This is a genomic window from Pseudomonas sp. NMI760_13 (assembly GCF_021283245.1).
Taxonomy (GTDB): domain Bacteria; phylum Pseudomonadota; class Gammaproteobacteria; order Pseudomonadales; family Pseudomonadaceae; genus Aquipseudomonas; species Aquipseudomonas peradeniyensis.
The window spans coordinates 1-24926 of record NZ_JAJSRC010000034.1; the positions used below are offsets into that span (position 1 = coordinate 1).

Here is a 24926-nt window from a genome sequence, read left to right on the forward strand (position 1 = left end):
GTGCAGGCCAAGGGCGCGATCAGCGTGCAGGCCAACGGCGTGCTCGACAACCAGGGCGGCAAGCTGATCGCCCAGGACGGCGCGCTGAGCGTGACCGCCGATACCCTCGACAACCGCGGCGGCATCCTTGCCAGCCTCAAGCAGTCGCTGGGCGTGCGCACCACCGGTGTGTTGCGTAACGGCAGCGACGCCAATGGCCAGCGCGGCGTTCTCCAGGCACTGGGCCTCGATCTGCAGAGCGCCAATCTGGACAACCACGGCGGGCGCATCGCGGCGCTGGGCGGTGATGCGCTGATTCGCACCGGGCAGTTGGACAACCGTGACGGCGGCATCTCCGCCAGTGGTCTGCTCAAGGTCACCGGCACCAACCTGCTCAACGGTGGCGACGCGCGCGGCGAGATGGTCGGCCAGCGTATCGACATCGGACTGAGCAGCGCCCTGGACAACCGCGGCGGCATCATCGAAAGCGCCAGCACCCTGGCCATCGCAGCCGCCAGCCTGGACAACCAGGCGGGGAAACTGCGTGCCCTGGGCAACAGCGGCACAACGCGATTCCAGATTGGCGGGGTGCTGGATAACCGAAACGGAACCGTAGAAACCGCCAACACCGATCTTGCCCTGGTCATCGGCGATCTGGTGAACACCGGGGGCAGCATCGCACACGTCGGCAATGGCGATTTCGGTGTCAGCAGCCAGCAGGTCATGGCGGCGGGAGGTCGCCTGTTGACGCATGGCACCCTGAATCTCAGTGCCGACAGCTGGGTCAACAGCAGCGTGCTGCAAGCCGGCACGCTCAACCTCAATGTCAACAACTTCAGCCAGACCTCGAGCGGGCAGTTGCTGGCGACCAAGGCGTTGCTGGGCACGGGCGGCAACTGGCTCAATGACGGGTTGATTGCCAGCGATGGCACATTGAACCTGACCTTGGGTGGTGCCTATTCGGGCAACGGCCGATTGACCAGCCTGGGGAACATGACCCTGACTGCGGCGCAGATGAGCCTGGGCACCGCCACAAGCATCGCGGGTGGCGACAGCATTGTGGTCAACATCGGCGACCAGCTGAGCAACCTTGGGCGCTTGTCGGCGGCCAATGACCTGACGATCAACGCGGGCAGCCTGTCGAACTACGGTGCATTGGCCGCTTCACGCAACCTGAGCTTGATCGCCCAGTCCGTCCACAACGACCAGGCTGCCGACGGAAGTCGAGGCTTGCTGTTCAGTGGGCGGGACATGACGATTAGCACCGCCGATTTCAGCAATCGCTACGCGGATGTGTACAGCCTGGGCAATCTGCTGGTTGCCGGCGTCACCGCGGGTAGTTCTGCGGCAACCTTCCTGAACAGCTCCGGCACTGTCGAGGCGGCCGGTGACATCAACCTGCAGGCATCCAGTTTCGTCAACAAACGCGACAAGTTCAGGGCCAGCCACCAGATCACCGATGGCTACATGACCATCTACTGCGTCCAGCATTGCAAGGGATCGCGGTGGGTGAGGGGCCCGGTGCATATCTACAAGACCCTCGAGACCGTGATTCACGAGGACTCGCCCACGGCAACCCTGGTTTCCGGGCGTGACCTGACCATTGGCGCAGGCAGTGTGCTCAATGCTCGAAGCGTCATCTCGGCGGCCAACGATCTCACCATCACTGCCGGCAGCATTGACAACGAGGGCGAGCGTTCCAGGTCGGGAACCGTTGCAAGGGAAGTGGGGCCTGGGGTCAAGGTTCCCACGGGCTATTTCTTCCAGTTGATCAACGAAGTAAACGCCTACAACCAGGCCCACCCACGTTCCGGGCCGTTCGACGAAGCCGCCTTCAACACATTGGTCGCGAAGTTCGACCCCGGGGTATTTTACGGCATCGATGCAGAGCCCGTGGTCCAGCCGGATCAGAAGTTCATCGCCCCGGCGGTCATCCAGGCCGCCGGTACGGCCAAGCTCACTGCCGCAGGCAGCATCAGCAATATCGTTGTGAACAGGGCGGCAGCGGCTACCAGCAATCGCTCGTTCGATACCCAGGTATCCAGCGTGACGCAGCCCACGGTGGTCAACCTGAATGCGCAGTTGCCACCTGATCTGGCCCAGCGACAGGTCGATCCCACCACCCTGCCAGGCTTCAGCCTGCCAGCCGGGCAGAACGGCCTGTTCCGCCTGAGTGGCAAAGGCAGCGACGCAGCCACTGGCACCGCCCAGCGCTGGACATTGGGCAACGCCACTGTCACCTCGCATGAGCGTGAGGTGCTGGCCAGTTCCCGACCAGGCTCGATCCAGGCAATGGATGCGTCCGCGTCCAGAGGAAGTGAGCAGGCAATCGATCGCGTTGCCCACCAGCGTGTCGAGTCGGCTGCCAAGGCCAGTGTCATCGGGGTCAATGCGCCTGCGGGCGAGGTCGTGGATACCTACGTTCCCCCACCGAGCGCAGGTGCGCTGGCCGCCGAGCTGGTGGCGCAGGAGCCGGGTATCGGCGTTCGCCCCTGGATTGCGGGCGTCACTCGCCTGCCGGATAGCCAGTACACGAGCAAGCCGCACAAGTATCTGATCGAAACCAATCCGGTGCTGACCGACCTCAAGCAGTTCATGAGCTCCGATTACCTGCTTGGCAACCTGGGCTTCGATCCGGACAAGAGCTGGAAGCGTCTGGGTGACGGCTTCTACGAGCAACGCCTGATCCAGCAGGCGGTGGTGGCTCGCACCGGCCAGCAGTTCATCGATGGCCAGACCTCCGGCGAGCAGCTGTACAAGCACCTGATGGACAATGCCATCCGCAGCAAAGACCAGCTCAACCTGAGCCTGGGTGTCGGTTTGACCTCCGCCCAGGTCGCGGCGTTGACCCACGACATCGTCTGGCTCGAAGCACGCGAGATCAATGGTGAGCAGGTACTCGCGCCAGTGCTGTACCTGGCCCATGCCAATGGCCGACTGGCGCCTGACGGTGCGTTGATCGCGGGGCAGGACGTCCAGTTGATCGCCGGGGAGAATCTCGACAACGTAGGCACGCTGCGTGCCACGCGCAACCTCAGCGCCACCGCCGGCAAGGACCTGACCAACACCGGCCTGGTCCAGGCCGGCGAGCGCCTGGACCTGCTGGCCGGCAACAGCCTGGTCAACAGTGCCGGTGGCATCGTCTCCGGTCGTGACGTCAGCCTGACCGCCATCAACGGTGACCTGATCAACCGACGCGACCTCACGCACACGGACATCGTTTACGGCGGCGTGCGTGAGCAGAAGGATTATCTTGAAAGCGCCGCGCGTATCGAGGCCGGCAACAGCCTCAGCCTCAAGGCCGGGCAGGACATCAAGAACGTCGCCAGCGTGATCCAGAGCGGCGGCGACTTGTCGCTCAGTGCTGGTCGTGATGTGAGCCTGCTGTCGGTCGAGGAACGTCAAGGCTTCTACACCGATCGCCAGCGCAGCAGCACGGTGCAGCAGCACGGCGCCACGGTCAGCGCCGGTCGCGACCTGAGCCTCGGCGCCGGCCGCGACCTCACCGCCGTGGCCAGCCAGATCGACGCGGGCCGCAACCTTACCCTGGCCGCCGGCGAGGACCTGAACCTGACCTCCGCCGCCAACGAAGCGCACAGCTTCAGCCGCAGCAAGAAGGTCACCCAGTCCAATGACCAGGTCACCCAGGTCTCGACCACGGTCAAGGCCGGTGGCGATGTCTCGCTGTCCGCGGGCCAGGACATGGCAATCGTCGCCAGCCAGGTCAAGGGCAAGGGCGCTGTCGACATCGACGCCGAGCGCGACCTGACCATCGCCTCCGAGCAGAACGAAAGCGCTTCGTACTACCTGAAGAAGAGCAAGGGTTCGTTCGGTCGCGGCAGCTCCAAGCAGCAGGAGAGCTACCACAGCACCAACGTCGCCTCGGTGATCGAGGCCGGTGGCGACCTGACCGTCAACGTCAGCAAGAAGGACGGCGGCGGCATCGCCCTGGACGGTGGCCGCGATGTCTCGGTGATCGGCAGCCAGCTCAAGGCCGGCGGCGATGTCATGCTCGGTGCAACCGGCGATGTGGCGGTGCTGTCCGGCGTCGAGGAGCACGGCGAGTACAGCAAGAAGACCAAGTCCGGCTTCCTGGGCCTGTCGAAGAGCGGCAAGAGCCAGTTGCAGACCCGCGCCACGCAGGTCGGCAGCGAGCTGGATGCCGGCAACGACATCGTCATCGCCGCAGGCAGCGATGTGCGCCTGCGCGCCAGTGAGGCCAATGCCGGCAAGGATGTCGAGCTGCGTGCGGGGTTGATCGACAAGGCGGGTGACATCAACCTGGTGTCGGCCAATGACACGGCCTATAGCCGGTCGGAGGAATACAAGAAGAAGTTCAAACTGTCGCTTTCCCCCGAGATCATCCTGAACCCGGCAGCGCTGATGATGCCGATCGCACCGGGCACGGTCCTGCCATCGGTGTCGATCGGTTCGGCCAAGGCTTCCGGGCAGGAGGCTCGCAGCAGCACCAGCGTCGGCAGTCAGGTGAGTGGTGAGCATGACGCCACCCTGCAGGCGGCTCGCGATATCAACGTGCTGGGCAGCGGTGTCAGCGCCGTGCGCAACGTCAGCCTCAACGCCGGGCGCGATGTAAATGTCAGCGCCGCGCAGAACCAGAGCGACAACTCGCACTGGTCGAGTTCGAGCAAGACAGGCCTGCGTTTCGACAGTGACGACAACGGCATGAACTTCTTCGCCGGTGTCGAGAAGGAGAAGGCCAAGGACCGTCTGCGCGAGCAGCTGGCTGCTGGTAGTCGCATCCAGGCCGGGCAGGATCTGGATGTCAAGGCCGGTCGCGACATCAACCAGACTGGCTCCGACCTGGTGGCCGGACATGACATCAGCCTGGGCGCCGGTCGCGATATCAACATCGACGCGGGACGCGAAACCCGTATCCAGGAACAGGAGCGTGAGTACGAGGGGCACGGTATCAGTGGCTCGGTCAATCATAACCTGGGCAAGACCAAGGACGCGCTGAGCAACACCGGCAAGGGCGAGAATGGGGTGAGCAAGGGCTCCAGCGCCCTGCAGACCCTGGATGCGATCAGTCAATTCCTCGCCGGCCCGACCGGTGACGGCAAGATCGGCAGCAGCAAGCAGACCAGCAGCCAGCAAAGTGTCGAACAGAACAACCGCCCCTCGACGCTGGACGCTGGCAACGATGTGAAGCTGCAGGCGGGCAACGACGTCAATATCAAGGGCAGCCAGGTGCAGGCCGGGCGGGATATCGACGTCAAGGGGCGCGATATCAACATTGATGTGGCCAAGGGCAGCAGCAGCCAGGAAAGCAACCGGTCGCAGAGCTGGGGGGGCATCCACGGCGGTACCAGCGGTGGCTTCAAAATTGGTATTGGTGGTAGCCACGGCATTGCCAGCAACGACAGCCAGCAGGGTACTTCGACGCCAGCGCAACTGGAGGCCGGGCGCGATGTCCGGATCGAAGCCAGCAACGATCTGAACATTATCGGTAGCCAGGTGAAGGGCGGGCGTGATGTCGAGTTGAACGCTGGTAACGACCTGAACATCCGCGCCGCGCAGAATGACAGTCAGCAGGAGCAGAACCGCCGCAGCGGCGGTGGCGAGGTGGGACTGACCTTCGGCTCAGAAGGTGTTGGGGTGTATGCCAGCGTCAACCTGGGCAAAGGACATCTCGAGCGCGAGGCCCAGCGCCATGAGCAAGCCTATGTCTACGCCGGTGACCAATTGAAGTTCACCAGCGGCAAGGACACCAACATCAAGGGTGCCCAAGTACGCGGCGACGAAGTGATCGGCCGTGTCGGCGGCAACCTCAACGTGGCCTCAGCGATCGACACAGGCGAGGTAAAGGGCAACGAGTTCGACATCAATGCCACCGTCACCGTGGGCCCGGGTGCCGGTGTCAGTGGCTCGGTCGGCTATGGCAAGACCACTGGCAAGACCGAGTGGGTCGAGGACCAGACGCGCATCACCGGGCGTGATAAGGTCGATATCCGCACCGAAAACCACACCCAGCTCGACGGTGCGCTGATCGCTGCCGACAACGGCAATCTCAAGCTTGATACTGGCACCCTGGGATTCAGCGATATCGCTGGCAAGGATCAGGAGCACGGTTACTACCTGAACGTGGGGGGTAGCTGGAAAAAGGGTTCGGCCAATGCCGATAAAGACCCGTCCAATGGCAAGGTTGCCGAAGGCGAAGGTAAGGGGGAGAAGGGCTCGAAGAGCCAGACCAGCTGGAGCGTCAGCGGCTGGGAGTATGAAAAGGACCGTGAGCAGACCGTCCGTGCCACCGTGGGTGCAGGTGATATCACTGTGCGCAAGGACGCCGAGACCGGCCAGGACTCCACCGTCGGCCTGAACCGTGACCTCGACAAAGCCTATGAGATCACGCGGGACAAGGAGTCGCGCACCGATCTCTATGTGACCGACAGCTCGCTGCACGATGCGCTGAATCCGAAAGAGACGCTGCAGAAGTGGAGCGATGGTCTCCTCGACTACGACAAGACGGCGCTGAAGAACTTCGAAGCCGCGAGCGTTGGGATCAATGCCTCCCTCAATCGCCTGGAACGGTTGATGGGGCGTGAGTTGGCGGCAGGTGTCACTGGCGTCACTAGTCGCGAGTTCGCTGAGCAAACCCTGGAGCAACTGATTCTCAGTGGTAAGAGCCGGGCTGATGCCATGGCGATGATGGCGGATGAAAAGTTCCAGCAGAACGTCTTGGGTGAGTTGAGCCGCTTCTGGAACATCGAGCCGGAGACCATTGCACAAGCGAAGGCGGTAGTCGAAGAGACGTTGAAACCGAGAGATGGACAACCTGGCGTTGTCCTGCCAGACATTGATATCGACGCAGAAAAACTGACGCTGCTGCAAGACAATCTGCGCTCGTTGTCGAGCGTTCAAAGGTTCATTGATCAGAATCAGGACAAAGCTCAGGCCATCGGCATCGTGCTGGCGCTCACCCAAGGACCCAAGGGGGTAATCCAGGCCGTAGCCATGAGCGCGGCAGAGCAGACGCCACTCGGTCAGGCGTTGATGGAGCGTCTGCACGGCATGCAGGAGTATGTGGGGCAGAAAATTGCCGAACACATGGAAGGGCAGGGCCTGAAGAAAGAAGACGATTTCGATCGGTATCTCATGGGCGGCGGGAATCTAATTGCCAGTATCATCGGCACGGGGATCTCGTCTATTCGCAAAGGTGGTAGCGTTAAAGACTCGCCTAATGATCACGCCAAGTCGACGGGAGATAAAGGAAACGAAGAGCATTTTGCCAAACCGGGCGAGCCGACCGGTTCTGACGGAAGTCGCTCTACAGATGGGAGGGGGCAGGAGTCCAAGCCTGATGAGGTATCTACCAAGTCGCATACGGCAATGGAAAAGCTCGCGAATGAGCGCATGGATGACCTGATTTCGCAGTTTTCCAATAAGTCACTACCGCCAAAGGATTTTGAGCTAACAATAAATGGAAAAACGTTGAAGGCAGATCCGGGGGTTAGTAAAAATGCCCCAGTATATGTAGGTGCTTCGGAAGGTATGGTGAAGTCCTATTTTATGCAGCTCGGAGGTGTTGAACAGCTACCAGCACCCAAGTCGATCACCATTCGAGGTCAAGCTGTCGATCTTTATGCATTGGTCCGGGCCGATGGTGTAAAAATAAATTTGCGCAATGGTTCAAGCTCTACTGCAGAGTCCGGCGCCCAATGGACAATTGATATCATTGGGCATCCAGGAGTGAAAGCTCCAAAATTAGAGGTGAAATTCAAATGATTTCATGCTGTCGAGACTCAGAAGAGTTCAGGGAAATTGTGGAGTGGAGTCAAGGTTTAGCCGTTGATGCATTGTGGTTAAGCGTATGCAAGATATACTCGGATGAGGGTTATAATGACCGTAAGCATATTTTCTTAGAAGTGCTGGCTACCCTACTTCTAGAGGGTAGGGTATTTCTCGCTAGTGGGGAACCATTGGTCGGAGCTGTTGCTGAACAAATTGCTGCATTTGATTTGGCTTGGCCTGCAGAAGAAGACATCGACGAAGCGCTATTTTGGGTTACCAAAGATGGAAATAGTTGGGTGCCCGGAGGCCTCGTTTGGATTTACGAGGATGGTACGGAAATATGGACATAATCAGTATGCCCCGCGTCGGTGTGGTTTGAGTAAAGTAGTTGACTTTTTTTTGAGGAAAAGGAGGTGGATCTATTTTTTTTCTACTATAGTTTCGATTCCTTTAGGCGAAGGTGTCTAGCGGTTACAGAAAATGAAAAAGGGGACAGATTTATTTTTCCTGCTCTAGTTTCGATCCTGTAGTGGAGAAGGGGTCGAACAGTCATGCAGGGCAGGTCGAATCTAGAGCAGGAAAAATAAATCTGTCCCCTTTTGCGTTTTTTTGCGTTACATAGGCAGGCTATTAATAGCTTGTTAGGGAGATAAAATGGCTAAGTTTCTATGTCGATGCACTCATGTCATTAGCTTGGTTAGTTCTCCTGTTTCAGAGGAGTTCACTCTCGTTCCAAATAAGTTGTTGTATGAGTTGGCGGGGCGAGCTGATAAAGGAAGAATCCCTTTTGATGAGTTTTTTGATCGTATAGATGTAGTTGGTAAAGAGGCTATTACTTGTCCTGCGTGCGGTCGAGTTTGGATAAGAAAGGATGAAGGGGCAGAATATTGGCCCTATCTTGAAGAAAAGGAATAGTATGCCATCCGGGGCAGATGTATTTTTACTGCTCTAATTTCGGTTCCTGGTGGCGAAAAGCGAAAAAGGGGACAGACTTATTTTTCCTGCTCTAGTTTCGATCCTGTAGTAGAGAAGGGGGCGAACAGTCATGCAGGGAAGGTCGAATCTAGAGTGTAGAAAATAAACCTGTCCCCTTTGCGCTACTTTAGTGATAAAGGTGTTCTCTGATAAAACCGGTAACTTGATAAGTACCTTCCCGGTTAAGGTGATGAACTAATGAGGTCTCTCCCTGTGCATGTGTGGCGTGAGCTTCAGTTGGCTGTGATGCTGCTTAGTGAAGAGTCATAGTTAAGAGATGTTCTTGGGGTTATTCTTTTGTGGGTCAGAGGTAATTATAAGTATTTTACTGTTGGGCCGTTTTTGAGTTATGGGGTCGATGAGTTTTCGAATGTAAATGAAAGTTTGATGCCTGTTGATTATTCGTCATTTTTACCTAGTGATATAACACGCTTCAAAAAGGTCATTCTGGGACATCAGGCTAAGGACGTTGAGTCTATAGCGCGGTTTCTACGCGATACAATCGAGGCCTTGATAACTGTTGAAGTTGATAAACAATGCCCTAGGTGTGAGTCTACTGGGCTGCGCGTCTTTATAGGTAGGCATAACGGGTTACTGGCTTACCAATGTGACGTTTGTGGTCATTCCCATTACATAGACGGATCCAAGGTGGAAGCTGGTGGGTTAGAATTTGTAAGTGAGGGAGTGTTGCGAAATATTGGCATGATTTAATGGTGTAAAAAGGAAAAAGGGGGCGGATTTATTTTTCCTGATTTATTTTTCTTGCTCTAGTTTCGATCCTGTAGTGGAGAAGGGGTCGAACAGTCATGCAGGTAAAATGGGACAGCTTTATTTTCCCTGCTCTAATTTCGGTCCTAGCAGTCATGCAGGGGCGGTAAAAATTAGAGTGGGGAAAATAAATCTGTCCCCTTTACTGGTGCTTTTTTACTGATGGATACTAGGCTTATATGGAAATAGTCTTCTTCTGGAGTGGCGAAGGTAGCGACCGCGAGCCAGGCTGTCGGTCTGATGTGCTCGGTCGTGATGGAATAGATTTCTTAGCGTGCTTGCTGACTGATCATGGCGGACAAAAATATGAAAGCACGATAGCTTGGCTGGATGAAGGGCTATCTAGAGTCGGCTTGGTAAGGTCTGGAACTATTGGTAGTTGCGATTGGAGTCGTGATAGTTGGGGGGTGGAGCTCAAGGGTCAAGTTGCAAAGATATATTCGCTATGTGATGAAGGCTGTTGTTTTGTTTTGAGTATTAATGATTTTGAGAAGGCGCTCTTAGACTGGAAGAAATTTATTATGACTGTCTGAAAGTGAAAGGTCGCAGGTGCCTCGCTGGACAAAGACCGGAAAGTGGTAGGTCTATTTTTTCTACTCTAATTTCGATCCCTTTAGATGAAGGTGTCTAGCGGTCATGCAGGGGGGATAGAAGTTAGAGTAGGGGGGTGAATTTGTCCCCTTTTATCGTACCATTTTATACTTGGCTCAGTTCGTGCGGCAGATACGACCAGCCGTTCTAGCTGGAGAGTCGGTAAACTATTGGGCTATTCTTATCTACTCAGGCAGCAACCTAATGCTGACTGGCGTGACGTTGACCGCTCGAGACTCCATCGGTTTACAATGTGGATATATCCAGCCCTAGCATCAATGGAATCAAGTAATGCTTGCCGACCTAATGAAGCTGTTGCCTCCACCGGCTTCTCCTGCCTACTCGAACCCTGACTGGGCAAGAGTGGAAAATGACCATGGCATCCGATTGCCTGCTGACTACAAGGCTTACATCGAGCGTTTTGGGGCGGGGTGCATAGACGATTTTTTATGGGTAATCGATCCATTCTTCAGCAGTAGTGATCTGAATATCTATAAAGGTGATTACTTTCGTGAATCTTATGCGGTGATGAAAGCTGAGTTCCCTGGTGACTATCCTAGGCCAGCCTACCCAGCTCAGGGGGCGTTTTGGCCTTGGGGATTCACTGAAAATGGCGAGACGCTGGTGTGGATTGTTAACGATGAACCAGACTCTTGGTCCGTTGCGCTTCATAGTGTGGACCAGGGGGAGGAAGATCTAATCGCCTGTGGTTGTGTTGAGTTTTTATGTAAGCTGCTCAGAAGTGAGATCCACTCACGACTCTTGCCGGAGGATTTCCCCAGTGGAGGAGGATCTCCTTATCGTTTCGTGCCTTTCAAGTAGTCGCTATATGTTGTGGGGCTGAGTTTGTCCGCTTTTGTACGGCTTCCTGAATGTTTGATAGCAAAAGGTGGTTGGGAGAATTACATTGAATTAACAAGTGGCGGCGGAGAAAATAACGCTGGGCAATTGAAAGGGTTAGATGATGGATGTGAGTGCAACGCATGAAGGGCGCCAGATTTTAGATATTGTTGAGTGTTTGGGAAAGACCGAGTGGCGTAAAGGGTCTACCAGTACGTATGTTGTAAAAACACATGCGGGGTTGTCTCTCAGGAGTCAGATTGAATATCCTCCATCAGTTTGTTTTCGTTTCGTTAAAGAGGATGTTGCGGTTGTTGCTGAGTTGATTAGGTGCGTGGATGTCTATCAGGGGCATTTGAAGTGGGCAATGATCGGCGAGGGCAGGGAGGATGGGCGACATAGTTGGGTTATTGCTCCTCAACGTTTGTTTGATGTGGAGGAGCAGGCGAATCGGGACGATGAAACTGCGAAGCAGTTTCTGGCTAAAAATGATCCTGGCTTCGGAAAGCAGGCATATGAAGATATGGCGGGGCTTACTGCACATATGAAAAGTTATTTTGGAATGGGCTAAGGTTTAATGTGGTGGATATATTTTTGCTGCTTTGATTTCTGCTGTTGTGTGGCCAGAGTGACGGCGAAGTCTGGTGCTTAAGTTACCAGTGAAAGCGTCGAGTGCTGGAAGCGGAGTATCGAAGTGATCGCGTGAAGAATAGATCTGTCTTCCTTTGTACCTGTTTGTTGTGTGGGGTGCTCCGTTAGGTGAATAATGTGCTTGCTCGGTTTTAAGAATGCCGAAGTGATGCCAGATTTCTCGGTTGAGTTCCGTCGTTGGGTAGTATTATGGAAAAGATTGAGTTAATTCGTGCTTTGATTAAAGCGGGTAGGGGCGATGATCTTCTTGCTTTTGTCGAAGGAGAGTCTCCCTATCTGACTGATGCCTCACAGGGGGTGCCGGAATCACCTTGGCTGAGAAGAATCTGGGTGCTTGTTGTAACGCATCTCAGATTTGTCACGCGATATGGAGAGGTGACGAAGCCTCAGATCGCTGACGGCCAAGTAGTGCTGTCACCCTATCCTGCAGAGTTCCAGCTGTGGTTGGCGGCAGGTGCACCGGGTATAGCACTCGAGGATTTGCAGGCCTATGCCAGGGAACATCCATTGGATTGACAAAGCTTTTCTCTTTGATTTTCTTTGCAATGATGTTTTCCAGGGGTAAGGGGTCGCTTGGTGGTGCTCCCATCACCGTTACGGGTGAGGTCGGAGAGCAGGTTAAGTGAAAAATCAGTTGAAATGGCTAGGCGGGCGGCGAAGTGAAAAATGATTGACGGTATTACTAAACAACGGGTCCAGGTTCTCATGGATCCCCGTTATGGGCCTTATATCAGAGTTTTTTCATTTCAGGACAGTGGGGCGCTCCGGGATCTGTTTGATGATGAATACAATGTGCTCTACTGGTTAGGCCCTTGCCCGGACCTTAGTGTTCATGGGGGGAGCGAGTACTATTTCGGTACCGTTGCCGACCCTGTAAAACTTCAGGCACTGCTCGACAGCATCGAGCTATAGGCGTTCGCCAAGGTTTCAAGAGAGAGGGTAAGTCACTTATGATCGATTCTGTAACCGGTGAGCGGGTTCAGGTTCATCTGGACCCTGAGCAGGGACCTTTCGTTTATGTGGTGGGGGCCGAGGACTGCAAACGGCTGGAGTATCTGTTGGATGCTGAGTATTTTGTTCCCTATCTGAAGGTGAAATCGCCAGATCTCTCTCTACCAGTAGCGTGGATTTATTCCTTCGGCAGCATTGCTGATCCACGAAAGCTTCAGGCGCTTCTGGATGGTATTTGACCGTATGCTTCGCGGAGTGGGCTTATGGATCCCAAGGTACCCAATGCAGGTGTAGGTATTGACACCGTCATCAGGTTATATTTCATGCCTTTTTAGTGATGGTTTAAGTAGTGCAACCTGGCAGAGGCACGCTTCGATAGAGCAGGCAGCGGAAAAGCAGAATGCCAAAGTTTTTGTGTAGATGTGGTTATGTCATGAATTTGTCGCAGGGATGGTCAGATCATGAAATGACATTGATGCCTGAGTCAGTGATCGAGCGGGTTGCTGAGCGCCTGGAGGTGGGGCCAATGTCTTCAGAGCAATTCTATGAGGCGATTGAAGTGACTGCCATGACAGTTTACCGTTGCCCCCAATGCAAACGATTGTATTTGGAGGAAGGTAAGAATAGTTTCACGGCCTATGCCGTAGAACAGGTAGGGGCTTGAGGGTTGGTAGCGAGTTGCTCGGAAAATAGAATTGGGTTGAACGTGGCCGGGTTAAGTCTGTTTTTGGAGGATTGGCGATGGGGCTGAATGAGAAATGGGTTCCAGGTTTTGGAGAGGTGTTCACTTGGTTCGCCATGGATAAATTCGGTCGAATTGCAGTCATGGTGAATAATTGCTACGGGGCCATTCCCGAGGTACTGCTGAGGCTGGAAGAGGTAGAACGGGTACTGGACTCGATAAGCGAATTTGTTTGGCAGGAGTCCCAGGAATATTCTGATTACCCACCAGCAAAGCAGGGTGGCTTTGCAGTGGATCTTTACTCAGCTTGGCGCTGGCAAGATAAGTCGAAAGCCAGTGTAGCAAGCGCACTGCAAAATGACCTGGAAGAACGGCTGAACTATAGCGAGGCGAACCTTGCTTTTAACAAGGGATTATTCGTGTATCACGCCGTGGAGGGTAGCCGTGCGGGTGAGGACTACCCCGAAGGGTATGCTGGGGATACGGCGATGGGTGATTACTTCAGGTTTTTAGTGCCAGGAGAGTACGCCACGCTTGAGGATTTTCCCGTTGGGCTGAGGCGAGGGCTGGTGGTGTCTGATAGCTTGGACTTTTCTTTGCTCCAGGTGCTGGAGAGTAGGCTTGTCAGCCAGCATTTTTGTTCGTTGTACCAGGCGTAGGCAGGGCAGGTTGTACGCTCAGGCTGTTTCCCAGGCGCTCGCAAAGGTCGCCGGACGCGATAATCATTGGATGGGCCGAGATGATCTCACTGTGCTTTGAAACGGGAGAGTGCAGGGTGTTTGACCAAGATAACTTGCCCGGCGCCAACCTCGATGGACTGTCATTGCACCGGGCGCAGTTCGACGGCCTGGATGCCAGGGCGACGACGTTCATTGGTAGCGATCTCAGAAACGCGTCGTTCATCGAGGCGGATCTGACCGCTGCCGACATGCGAGGAGCGACGTTGGCCAATGCCCTGTTCAATGGTGCCCGGCTGCGCAATGCCGATCTTTCTCGGGCGCTGGCCGCCTCTGCCGACTTCAGCGGGGCCGACCTGCGCGCTGCCAACCTGGCAGAGGCTGATATCGGAGGGGCTGTATTCAGGGGCAGCAATCTATGCGGTGCCGATTTACGCGCGCGCAGGATCGAGAAGGCAGAATTCCAGTTGGCCATGTTCAACGACAGTACCCGATGGCCAGCAGGATTCGATCCTGTCGCTCAAGGCGCAGTCCGGCAAAGCGATGATTCTGCTTTTGAAGTGCCTTCTGAAGAGATCCTATGATCGGCTGACACGGTGATTGGGGGACGTATGGCGCTCAGTTCAACCCGAATAGATGGGCTTGATGCGTCGATGCCCAGAGGCAAGCCTGCGTATCTCCCGTCGAGCGATGCCGGCAAGAAAACCTGTACGCCCCTGATTACTCAAGCCTTCGCCATGACACGGACCGGAGACGGGACAATTTAGACTGGCATCGCCAAGGCTGGTCACCCGATAATCGGGATCCATTCTCACTGCCGAGCCTTGCCATGTCGTTCAACCCGCTGAGGGGCCGCCCATGACCGCGGTCCGCAAGAACCCCGACGCCTTCGCCTTCCAGGTCATGCTGGGGCTGTGCCTGATCTGGGGCTGCCAGCAGGTGCTGATCAAATCCGCTGCCGTGGACATTGCACCGGTCATGCAGGCGGCGTTTCGCAATGGCATCGCCGCGCTGCTGGTGGGGCTGCTGGTCTGCTGGCGGGGTGGCTGGAGCCAGGTGGGCAGCACCTGGCGCGCCGGGTTGCTGGCCGGCGCGCTGTTCGGCCTGGAGTTCCTGTTCATCGCCGAGGGGCTGAAGCTGACCTCGGCGGCGCATATGTCGGTGTTCCTCTACACCGCGCCGATCTTCACCGCCCTGGGGCTGCATTTCATGATGCCCAGCGAACGGCTGCGGCTGTTGCAGTGGCTGGGCATCCTGCTGGCCTTCGGGGGGATTGCCCTGGCCTTCGCCGGCGGGGTTTCCCTCGAACACCTCGATGGACGCATGTTGCTGGGCGATGCCATGGCGATCCTGGCAGGCCTGGCCTGGGGCGCGACCACGGTGGTGGTGCGCGGCTCGCGCCTGTCCGAGGCGCCGGCGACCCTGACCCTGTTCTACCAGCTGGCGGTGGGGTTTGTCGGGCTGGTGCTGATCGCCCTGGTGAGCGGGCAGATCGCCGATTTCTCGCTGACCCCGCTGGCGGTGGGCAGTGTGCTGTTCCAGGGGATCGTGGTGTCGTTCGTCAGCTACCTGACCTGGTTCTGGTTGCTGCGCAAATACCTGGCCTCGAACCTGGCGGTGTTTTCCTTCATCACGCCGTTGTTCGGGGTGACCTTCGGCGTGCTGCTGCTGGATGAGCCGCTGAGCCTGAACTTCGTGATCGGCGCGGTGATGGTGCTGCTCGGGGTGGTCATGGTCAGCGCCGAGGCGTGGGTGCGGCAGCAGTTGCGCAAGCTGGTGGGATGAGAGGGTAGACGCGCCGGCCCCTGGCGCGTTCCACCACGTCCACGGCTTTTGCTACGTAGGCTGCATCTCCTGTCTCCAATGCGTCAGCCATGAACTGTGCGATGGTTTCCGGAGAAGCCAGATAGGCGGCAGCGTCGAATTCATGGAACGTTTCAGTCATTTTGCGTCCTCTGCGAGTGCTGGAGAATGTAGCCAATGAAACGTTGCCCAGAGAGGCACAAATGATTTCGATCTGTTGCTGAACTGAACCCACCATCACCCGGCAGTACGGGCATTTGAGTGGCAATCCTGCAGGTAATGACCTCCTGTCACGGCCAGCACTCCGGCCACGGCCAACCCTGCCGCTGCCAACACCAATGCTGGCTGTAATCCACCACTGAAATGACTGCTCAACGCCGCCAGCAACGGCCCGCTCAACTGCCCCAGGGCAAAGCACGCAGTCAGCAGCCCGGCATTGCGCTGCGTGGCATGGGGCGCCAGCTCTCGCGAGCGCTGCATCACCAGTTGCATGCAGGCCAGGAACGGCCCGCCGCACAGCAGCACGCCCAATGCCAGGCCGATACCGCCACCGAGCAGGCAGGCCAGTACGCCGAGCCCTTGCAGCCACAGGGTGGTGGTCAGCCAGGCAGAGGTCCGCCCCGGGCGGCGCTGGCTGACGATGGCCACGCCGAGCGCCGATGCCAATCCGAACGCGGGCCAGAACAGGTCGGCCTGCCACTGTCCGAGGAACTGCTGGCTGGCCATCTGCGACAGGAAGGTGGCTGGCAGGATGTAGCCGATCCCGTAGAGCGCATAAACCAGGCCCAGGCGTCCGATGCCGGTGCCACGGCCTTGTTCGTTGACGGCCGCAGGCGTGGCGGTGGGTTCCAGCGCTCGTGGCAGCCATGGCAGCACTGCTAGCAGCATGACCAGCGCGGCGACGCCATAGACCAGCCACAGGGCTGCCGAATCCAGCCCCAGCAGGTGCGCGCCCAGGGCCAGCACGCCCGTCACCGCGATGCCGACGCCGGGCCCGGCGAACACTAGTGCGCCGAGGCGCTGTCGGCCTTGGGCGCTGGCCAGTTGCTGGCTGAGGCTGGCAATCATCACCAGCACCCAGGCGCTGGCCACGCCAGTGCCGAAACGCAGCAGCAGGTGGCTCCAGAAATCGTCGGCAGCCCACGAGGCCAGGGTCAGCAGCACGCACAGCCACAGGCCTCCATGCAGGCGCAGGCGCACCTGGGCGGGCTGACGGGCGAACATGGCGTCCACCGCGCCGAGGAAGTAGCCCAGGTAGTTGGCGGCGGCGACCAGGCCGCCGGCGGTGAGGTCGAACTGGCCCTCGGCGATCAGTCGGGGCAGTTGCGGCGTGAGGGCAAAGCGGCCGATGCCCATTGCCATCATCAGCGCCACGGCGCTGGCCAGCAGTTGTACGAAGGGCGACATGGAAAGTCTCCTGCACGAAGTGATGCGATGGATGGCAGGGTAGGATTCATTGACTTTCAATAAAATTGAATAATTATGATCAAGTTGTTCTGTTTTGGAGAATCATGTGGAGTTCAGCCAACTGCGCATCTTCCAGGCCGTGGCCGAGGAGGGCTCGGTGACCCGCGCCGCCGAGCGATTGCACCGGGTGCCGTCGAACCTGTCGACGCGCCTGCGCCAGCTTGAGGAGCAACTGGGGGTGGAGCTGTTCCTGCGCGAGCGCCAGCGCTTGCAGCTGTCGCCGGCCGGCAAGGTGCTGCTGGACTACGCCCACCGGCTGTCCAACCTGCGTGACGAGGCGTTGGCCGCGGTGCAGGGCGGCCAGCCGGCGGGGGACTTCGTGCTGGGCACCATGTACAGCACGGCGGCTATCCACTTGCCGGCGTTGCTAGCGCGCTACCACCAGGCCTACCCGGCGGTGAACCTGCAGGTGCAGGCGGCGCCCAGTGCCGAGCTGCTGGAAGGGGTGCTCAGCCATCGGCTGGACGCGGCGCTGGTGGACGGCCCGCTCAATCTGGCCGGGCTGGATGGCGTGCCGCTGTGCGAGGAGACCCTGGTGCTGATCACCAGCCCCGAGCACCCGGCGGTGCACAGCGCCAGGGATGTCGCCGGCAAAGCGGTGTTCACCTTCCGCCAGGGCTGCTCGTACCGCATGCGCCTGGAAGCCTGGTACGCCCATGCCCACACGCCCATGGGGCGGGTCATGGAGATCGAGTCGTACCAGAGCATGCTGGCCTGCGTGATCGCCGGGGCCGGGGTGGCGTTGATGGCGCAGTCCATGCTCGACAGCCTGCCGGGCCGCGAGCAGGTGCGGGCGCATCGGCTGCAGGCACCGTTCGACCAGGCGATGACCTGGCTGATGTGGCGCCAGGGCAAACGCGGGGCGAATCTGCAGGCCTGGATCGACTTGCAACAAAGCGAAACGATTGACCGACTGTCGGAAGCTGCCGTCTGCGCTTGATCCGGGTCAGAATCGGCCCTATGTGTAGGAACAGAGGCATGCGCAATACAGGACATCGGGCTATGATCTGTATGACGCACCGCAGGATCGATTGACCAAGAGGCTGACCCGTCAAGGGGGCATTATGAACGAACGCATGTATAACTGGCTCCACGACCTCGCCGTCGCCTTGGGCTTGCTCCCGCCACCGTTGCAGCCGGTGCCGATCCCGACCGACGAAGAACAGCGCAAGCGCCAGCCGCGTCGGCGCTGACAACTGACAAAAAGGCCGCCGCATCCGAGTGATGCGGCGGCCTTTTGCGTTTTACCGGCTTGAACCTCTCATCCCTGTAGGAGCGGCCTTGTGCCGCGAAAGGGCCGCAAAGCGGCCCCGTCGGATTCAGCGCTTAGCCGAGACAGGGGCCGCTACGCAGCCCTTTCGCGGCACAAGGCCGCTCCTACAGGGGATGGTGTGGAAGTGGCCTCAGGCCAGGTTCACCGTCGCCACTGGCTTGCGCGAAGCCAGGCTGACCACCACGAAGCTCACCAGGCCGATCGCCAGGCTGTAGTAGATCGGCGTGTTGGCCTCCAGGCCGTCCTTGAACATGAACAACAGCGCGGTGCTAAAGCCCAGCGACATGCTGGCGATGGCCCCCGCGGTGGTCGCGCGCTTCCAGAAGATCGCGCCGATCAGCGGGATCAGCATGCCGCCCACCAACAGGTTGTAGGCCAGGGTCAGGGCGCTGATCACATCGTTCACCGCCAGGGCGATACCCAGTACCACCAGGCCGGTGAGCAGGGTGAACAGGCGGTTGATGCCCAGGCTCGACTGCTTGCCGCCGCGCAGCTTGGGCAGCAGGTCTTCGGTCAGGGTGGTCGAGGCGGCCAGCAGGCCCGCGCTGGCGGTGGACATCATCGCGGCCAGGGCGGCGGCCATCAGCAGGCCACGGATGCCCTCGGGCAGTTGGCCCTTGATCATCTCGGCGAAGGCGTTGTTCGGGTTGGCCAGGTCCGGCATCAGTACATGGGCGGCCATGCCGATCAGGGCGCAGGCCAGGCCGTACAGCACGCAGTAGACACCGGCGGTGGTGCCGGCGCGCTGGCAGACCTTCTCGTCACGGGCGGTGAACACCCGCTGCCAGATGTCCTGGCCGATCAGGATGCCGAAGAAGTAGATCAGGAAGTAGGTGATGATGGTGTCCCAGCCGATGGTGGTCCAGCTGAAGCTGGCCGCCGGCAGCTTGGCCACCAGGGCGTCCCAGCCACCGGCCTTGTACAGGCACACCGGCAGCAGGATGAACATCAGGCCCACGGTCTTGATGACGAACTGGACGATGTCGGTCAGGGTCAGCGACCACATGCCGCCGATGGTCGAGTACACCACCACCACGCCGCCGCCGAACAGCAGGGCCATCCAGAACGGCACGTCGAGCAGCACCTGCAGCACGGTGCCCATGGCCAGGGTTGAGGTCACCGCGATCATCAGCGCGTAGGCGAGCATGATCGCCGCGCTGGCCTGGCGGGCCATCGGGTTGTAGCGGCGCTCCAGCACCTGGGTGACGGTGAAGATCTTCAGGCGCAGCAGCGGCTTGGCCAGGAACAGGTTGAGGGCGATGATCCCCAGGCCCAGGGCGGCGCACAGCCAGAAACCGGAAATGCCGTGGACGTAGCCCAGGCGCACGGTGCCGACGGTGGAGGCGCCGCCGAGCACGGTGGTGGCCATGGTGCCCATGTACAGGGTCGGGCCGAGGTTGCGCCCGGCCACCAGGTAGTCTTCGTGGGTCTTCGCGCGCCGCATGCCGTACCAGCCGAGGGCGAGCATGCCGGCGGCATAGATCAGTACAACGATGATGTCCAAGGCCATTGGGGGTCTCCCGATTATCTTTATTATGGCGAGATCGGCCGTCTGGACGCTGCAAGGCGCCCGGCGGTCCTGTCATGTGTTGGCGGGCCTCTATGGCCCTCCCGAATGGCTCCTGCCGGGGTCAAGCAATCGCTTGCAGCGCAACGCCCTGTGTGTAGGAGCGGCCTTGTGCCGCGAAAGGGCTGCAAGGCAGCCCCGGCGTTCTCTGCGAAAACGCTGAAAACCGGGGGCGCTGTGCGCCCCTTTCGCGGCACAAGGCCGCTCCTACAAAGGGCGGTGCTTGACGGCTAGCGACGTACCACGCCCGGCAGCACGCAGAGCATTTCGAACAGCAGGTTGGCGCCCAGCAGCGAGGTGTTGCCGGTGGTGTCGTACGGTGGGGAGACTTCGACCAGGTCGCAGCCGATCAGGTCCAGGCCGTGACAGCCGCGGATGATCTCCATCGCCTGGATGGTGGTCAAGCCGCCGATCTCAGGGGTGCCGGTACCGGGCGCCCAGGCCGGGTCGATGCCGTCGATGTCGAACGACAGGTACACCGGACCGCCACCGACTTTCTCGCGCACTTCGGCCATCAGCGGCTCCAGCGACTTGTGCCAGCACTCTTCGGCCTGGACCACACGGAAGCCCTGGCGACGGCTCCAGTTGAAGTCGTCGGCGGTGTAGCCCTGGGCACGCAGGCCGATCTGCACCACGCGGTCGCAATCGAGCAGGCCTTCTTCCACGGCGCGGCGGAAGGTGGTGCCGTGGGCGATCTTCTCGCCGAACATGTGGTCGTTGACGTCGGCGTGGGCGTCGATGTGCACCAGGCCGATCTTGCCGTGCTTCTTGTGCAGGGCGCGCAGGATCGGCAGGGTGATGGTGTGGTCGCCACCGAGGGTCAGCGGGATGACATTGTGCTCGACGATCTCGTCGTAGGCCTCTTCGATGATGCGCACGGCGTCCAGCAGGTTGAAGGTGTTGATCGCCACGTCGCCGATGTCGGCCACCGACAGCGAGTCGAACGGGGCGGCGCCGGTGGCCATGTTGTACGGGCGGATCATCACCGACTCGGCGCGGATCTGCCGTGGGCCAAAGCGGGTACCCGAGCGCAGCGAGGTGCCGATGTCCAGGGGCACGCCGATGAACGCGGCGTCGAGCCCTTCGGCGCTTTGCAGGTGGGGGAGACGGAGCATGGTGGCGATGCCGCCGAAACGCGGCATTTCGTTGCCGCCCAGTGGTTGGTGGAGAATCTTGTCCACGGTGGGCCTCATCAGTCGGTCGATTGTTCTGTTTGTTCGAACCTGTGCCGCCGCGCGCCTTGGTGCTCTGGTTGTGCCGGCGGGCAGGGACATTTCGCCGCAGTCTGCGCAAGGTAGTGCCCGGGAAGAATCGCTACCGACAAAAACTTACTTCAGGAATTTCTGAACTATCGGTGTGCGGCCGGGTTAGACTCTGGCCATTTCCAGCCCACGGACCCGTTGCCCCATGGCCTCATCGCTGCCCGACCTGAAACTGCTGCGCATCTTCGCCAGCGTGGTGCGTCACCAGGGCTTCGCCAACGCCCAGCGCGACCTCAACCTGTCGACCTCGGCCATCAGCACCTACATGAGCCAGCTGGAAAGCGCCCTGGGCATCGTGCTCTGCCACCGAGGCCGTGGCGGTTTCAGCCTGACCAGCAAGGGCGAGCTGTTCCACCAGGAGACCTTGCGCCTGCTGGGGGAGCTGGATGGCTTCGAGCAGTATGCGGCGGCACTCAAGGGCGAGTTGCGCGGCACCCTCAACCTGGGGGTGATCGACTCCACCGTAGGCGACCGCGCCTTGCCGCTGGCCGAGGCCATCGGTGCCTACAGTCAGGAACACCCGGCGGTGCACCTGCACCTGTCGGTGTCCAGCCCGTACGAACTGCAACTGGGCGTGCAGGACAACCGCCTGGACCTGGCCATCGGCGCGTTCTCGTCGCGCATGAGCGGCCTGGTCTACCAGCCGCTGTACCGCGAGCAGCACTGGCTGTATTGCAGCAACCGCCATGCGCTGTTCGGCGAGCGACGGATCCCGGAGCCGGTGATTACCCAGCAGCGCATGGTCGGGCGTGGCTACTGGAGCCAGGCGGAGCTGGCCCGGCATGGTTTCAAGCACAGCGCCGCCACCGTGGAAAGCATGGAGGCGCAGCTGATTCTGATTCTCTCCGGCGCCTACATCGGTTACCTGCCCGAGCACTATGCCCAGGCCTGGGTCGACAAGGGTGATCTGCGCGTGTTGTCGCCGGCGACCTTCGGCTACCAGGCGCCGTTTTCCCTGATCATCCGCCGTGGTCGGAGCCGGGAACCCTTGATCCAGACGTTCCGCGACCTGCTCAAGAGCCAGCTCAACGTGGGCTGAGCTGGGCCGTGTTCAGCACATTCCGTCAGGTCGAGTGAATTTCCTACAAAACTTGACCGCTGACGTGATGGCCTTCTGCTAAATATCTACTTGCTTTGATGATTTTCCCACTCATCTGGATAAGCAAGGGATCGCCAACGATGCGCATGAATTTGCCCGTCACCGAGCATGAAAGAACCTTTCCCCAAGACCAGCGGCTGATCTCCACCACCGACCTGAACAGCCGCATCACCTATTGCAACGACGCATTCGTGGCCATCAGCGGTTTCACCTACGACGAACTGGTCGGCCAGCCCCATAACCTGGTGCGGCATCCCGACATGCCGCCAGCGGTCTTCGGGCATATGTGGGACACCATCAAGCAAGGCAAACCCTGGATGGGCGTGGTCAAGAACCGCGCCAAGAACGGCGACTTCTACTGGGTCAGCGCCTACGTCACGGCGGTGTACGAGAACGGCCGCATCAGCGGCTACGAGTCGGTGCGCTCGGTACCGACCCGGGAGCAGATCCGCCGGGCCGAGAACTTGTACGCCCGCTTGCGGGCAGGGCGCTCGCCGGTACCGCTGGCGGCGCGACTCGGTTATGGAGTCGGCCATGGCTGGCCGTTGATCGGTGCGGGATTGCTGTCGGCCGCCGCCTATCTGTTGCTGCCCCCCTATGCGGCACTGGGTGTGCTGATGGCCAGCCTGCTGGCGGCCTGGTACGTGGTCGAGCACCGGCAGAACCAGTCGATCCGGCGCACCCTGCAGGAGCACCCCAAGGCGTTCACCAGCCCGTTGGTGGCGCTGACCTACAGCGACAACCCCGGGTTGCAGGGCCAGCTCGACCTGGCGATCATCAGCGAAGAGGCGCGCCTGCAGACCGCGCTGACCCGCTTGGTGGATGCCGGTGTCGGGGTCAAGTCGCGAGCCGCGCAGTCCGCCGACCTGTCCGATGCCCAGGCGCAGATGCTCGACCGCCAGCGCAGCGAGACCGACCAGTCGGCCACCGCCATCGCGCAGATGGCGGCGACCATCCAGCAGGTCACCCACAACGTGCAGAGCACCGCCCACGCCGCCAGCGACGCCGACCAGCTGGCCCAGCAGGGCAGCGACCTGGCGCAGCAGAGCCTGCGCGCGATGGGCAGCATGAGCGAGGCGGTGAGCGACATCGGCCAGGCGGTCAATGCCCTGGCCGAGCAAACCCAGTCGATCGGCAGTGTGGTGGATGTGATCACCTCGATCGCCGAGCAGACCAACCTGCTGGCGCTCAATGCCGCCATCGAGGCGGCGCGGGCCGGCGAGCAGGGCAGAGGCTTCGCCGTGGTGGCGGACGAAGTGCGTTCGCTGGCGCAGCGCACCCGCGCCTCGACCGAGGAGATCCACCACATCATCTCCACCCTGCGCTCCGGTGCCGACCGCGCGGTGGCCAGCGCCAGTCGCGGCCAGCAGATCTCCAGCGACAGCGTGCACAGCGTCGAGGCGGTGCAGGCGGCGTTGTCGGGGATCGCCCAGGCGGTCAGCCGCATCACCGGCATGAGTCAGCAGATGGCCACGGCGTCCGAGCAGCAGAGCCATGTCGCCGAGGACATCAACCAGCAGATCGTGCGCATCGCCCATCTGTGCGACGAGAGCGCGGGACAGGCCAGGCAGGGGGCCGAGATCAGCCAGGACCTGGAGCGCATGGCGGAGTACCTGCACAGCCTGGCGGAGCGGTTCAACCGCTGAAGCTGTAGCGGGTAACAGCGGGGCGTGGGAGCGGGCTTGCCCCGCGATTGCAGTGCTGGCTTTGTCGCGGGGCAAGCCCGCTCCCACGAACGCCTCGCAGCCCCCGGGGATGGCAACCCTGTGGCAAACTACCCGCCCCAAGGAGCCCCCCATGCCCAGACCCCGCTGCGAGCGTTGCCAGCGCCCGCTCGCCCATTGCCTTTGCCCACTGATCCCGCACCTGGACAGCCGCACCCGCGTGGTCGTGCTGCAGCACCCCAGCGAGACCGCCCACGCCCTGAACACCGCACGCCTGGTGGCCCTTGGGCTGGTCAACGCCGAGTTGCGGATCGGCGAGGTGTTCGAAGACCTGGACGCGCTGCTGGCAACGCCAGGCTACCGACCGGCGCTGCTGTTCCCCGGTGACGAGGCCGAGGTCCTGCAAGGCTATGGTCAAGGTACCGAGCTGCCGCTGATGCTGATCGTGCCGGATGGCACCTGGCGCAAGGCGCGCAAGATGCTGTACCTGAACCCGCTGCTGGAGAGGCTGCCACGGGTGACGCTCGGCCATGTCCAGCCCTCGCGCTATCGGTTGCGCAAGGCACCGGAACCGGGTGCCCTGTCGACGCTCGAGGCGGTGGTGCAGGCGTTGAATGTGCTGGAGGCTCCGGCAGCGTTCGATGAGTTACTGCGCCCGTTCGAGGCGCTGATCGAAGGGCAGATCGAGGCCATGGGAGCGCAGACATATCAACGCAATCATGGGCAGGTTTGAATCGGAGCCCGCCCCTTCAAGGTGTGATAGTAGGCGCCCGGCCTGGAGTTGCCGGGGCTGCTTTGCAGCCCTTTCGCGGCACAAGGCCGCTCCTACTGGGCACGCGTTCTCCTGTAGGAGCGGCCTTGTGCCGCGAAAGGGTTGCAAAGCGACCCCGGCAATCTTGAATTGGAGCGGCCCTTTCAAGGGGTGAGC

General features: G+C 59.8%; 18 protein-coding genes and 3 pseudogenes. 17 read left to right on the forward strand and 4 right to left on the reverse strand.

Translation table 11 applies throughout. The features are described 5' to 3' along the window. Positions 1-24: 24 nt before the first annotated feature. The 11 genes from LU671_RS25330 to LU671_RS25380 all read left to right on the forward strand — a co-directional run bounded on the left by LU671_RS25330 (position 25) and on the right by LU671_RS25380 (position 15648). Entirely contained in the window at positions 25-7722 is a 7698-nt protein-coding gene (locus tag LU671_RS25330) for a hemagglutinin repeat-containing protein (protein ID WP_232857311.1), read from the forward strand. A gap of 660 nt (positions 7723-8382) precedes the next feature. Continuing rightward, positions 8383-8643, forward strand: coding sequence for a hypothetical protein (locus LU671_RS25335; protein ID WP_232857313.1), 261 nt, complete (start codon positions 8383-8385; stop codon positions 8641-8643). 1007 nt (positions 8644-9650) lie between these two features. Beyond that, complete coding sequence (locus LU671_RS25340) at positions 9651-10004, forward strand: hypothetical protein (RefSeq protein WP_232857314.1); 354 nt, start codon at positions 9651-9653, stop codon at positions 10002-10004. 349 nt (positions 10005-10353) lie between these two features. Then, complete coding sequence (locus LU671_RS25345) at positions 10354-10884, forward strand: SMI1/KNR4 family protein (protein ID WP_232857316.1); 531 nt, start codon at positions 10354-10356, stop codon at positions 10882-10884. Between the two features lie 139 nt (positions 10885-11023). Beyond that, positions 11024-11473 carry a hypothetical protein gene (locus tag LU671_RS25350; protein ID WP_232857317.1) on the forward strand — a complete coding sequence of 150 codons (450 nt, stop codon included), beginning with the start codon at positions 11024-11026 and terminating at the stop codon, positions 11471-11473. Between the two features lie 269 nt (positions 11474-11742). Beyond that, a complete protein-coding gene (locus tag LU671_RS25355) occupies positions 11743-12069 on the forward strand; it encodes a hypothetical protein (RefSeq protein ID WP_232857318.1) in 327 nt (108 codons plus the stop codon). 434 nt (positions 12070-12503) lie between these two features. Continuing rightward, positions 12504-12743 carry a hypothetical protein gene (locus LU671_RS25360; RefSeq protein ID WP_110739570.1) on the forward strand — a complete coding sequence of 80 codons (240 nt, stop codon included), beginning with the start codon at positions 12504-12506 and terminating at the stop codon, positions 12741-12743. 194 nt (positions 12744-12937) lie between these two features. Next, positions 12938-13168, forward strand: coding sequence for a hypothetical protein (locus LU671_RS25365; RefSeq protein WP_232857319.1), 231 nt, complete (start codon positions 12938-12940; stop codon positions 13166-13168). Positions 13169-13245: 77 nt separating this feature from the next. Next, on the forward strand, positions 13246-13845 hold the full coding sequence (locus LU671_RS25370) for a hypothetical protein (RefSeq protein ID WP_232857320.1): 600 nt from the start codon (positions 13246-13248) through the stop codon (positions 13843-13845). 116 nt (positions 13846-13961) lie between these two features. Beyond that, positions 13962-14447 carry a pentapeptide repeat-containing protein gene (locus LU671_RS25375; protein WP_232857321.1) on the forward strand — a complete coding sequence of 162 codons (486 nt, stop codon included), beginning with the start codon at positions 13962-13964 and terminating at the stop codon, positions 14445-14447. Between the two features lie 274 nt (positions 14448-14721). Continuing rightward, positions 14722-15648, forward strand: coding sequence for a DMT family transporter (locus LU671_RS25380; protein WP_186600156.1), 927 nt, complete (start codon positions 14722-14724; stop codon positions 15646-15648). Positions 15649-15664: 16 nt separating this feature from the next. On the opposite strand, the pseudogene LU671_RS29810 reads toward LU671_RS25380, so the two are convergent. Together LU671_RS29810 and LU671_RS25385 are read right to left on the reverse strand one after the other, a co-directional pair. After that, positions 15665-15808: pseudogene (locus tag LU671_RS29810) on the reverse strand (helix-turn-helix domain-containing transcriptional regulator); the annotation flags it as partial. A 95-nt stretch (positions 15809-15903) separates the two neighbouring features. After that, positions 15904-17073: an MFS transporter gene (locus tag LU671_RS25385; protein ID WP_232857322.1), complete on the reverse strand. Its 1170-nt coding sequence runs from the start codon at positions 17071-17073 to the stop codon at positions 15904-15906. Positions 17074-17179: 106 nt separating this feature from the next. Between LU671_RS25385 and ptrR the strand changes: the two genes are divergently transcribed. Together ptrR and LU671_RS29550 are read left to right on the forward strand one after the other, a co-directional pair. Then, positions 17180-18073 (forward strand): putrescine utilization regulator PtrR, encoded by an 894-nt coding sequence (gene ptrR, locus LU671_RS25390; protein ID WP_203651486.1) that lies wholly within the window; start codon positions 17180-17182, stop codon positions 18071-18073. Positions 18074-18197: 124 nt separating this feature from the next. Then, positions 18198-18326: a PA1414 family protein gene (locus LU671_RS29550; protein WP_256206021.1), complete on the forward strand. Its 129-nt coding sequence runs from the start codon at positions 18198-18200 to the stop codon at positions 18324-18326. Between the two features lie 210 nt (positions 18327-18536). Here the strand turns inward: LU671_RS29550 and LU671_RS25395 are convergent, their stop codons facing one another. Together LU671_RS25395 and speB are read right to left on the reverse strand one after the other, a co-directional pair. Further along, entirely contained in the window at positions 18537-19916 is a 1380-nt protein-coding gene (locus LU671_RS25395; protein WP_232857323.1) for a sodium:solute symporter, read from the reverse strand. A gap of 287 nt (positions 19917-20203) precedes the next feature. After that, positions 20204-21154 (reverse strand): agmatinase, encoded by a 951-nt coding sequence (speB, locus tag LU671_RS25400; RefSeq protein ID WP_062574808.1) that lies wholly within the window; start codon positions 21152-21154, stop codon positions 20204-20206. Between the two features lie 226 nt (positions 21155-21380). Between speB and LU671_RS25405 the strand changes: the two genes are divergently transcribed. From LU671_RS25405 to LU671_RS25415, 4 genes and pseudogenes are all read left to right on the forward strand, one after another. Continuing rightward, a complete protein-coding gene (locus LU671_RS25405; protein WP_232857324.1) occupies positions 21381-22274 on the forward strand; it encodes a LysR family transcriptional regulator in 894 nt (297 codons plus the stop codon). A gap of 146 nt (positions 22275-22420) precedes the next feature. After that, a pseudogene (locus LU671_RS29815) lies at positions 22421-22717 on the forward strand (PAS domain-containing protein); the annotation flags it as partial. Between the two features lie 282 nt (positions 22718-22999). Then, positions 23000-23980, forward strand: a pseudogene (locus tag LU671_RS29820) (methyl-accepting chemotaxis protein); the annotation flags it as partial. A gap of 151 nt (positions 23981-24131) precedes the next feature. Beyond that, entirely contained in the window at positions 24132-24731 is a 600-nt protein-coding gene (locus LU671_RS25415) for a tRNA-uridine aminocarboxypropyltransferase (protein ID WP_232857327.1), read from the forward strand. Positions 24732-24926 lie beyond the last annotated feature (195 nt).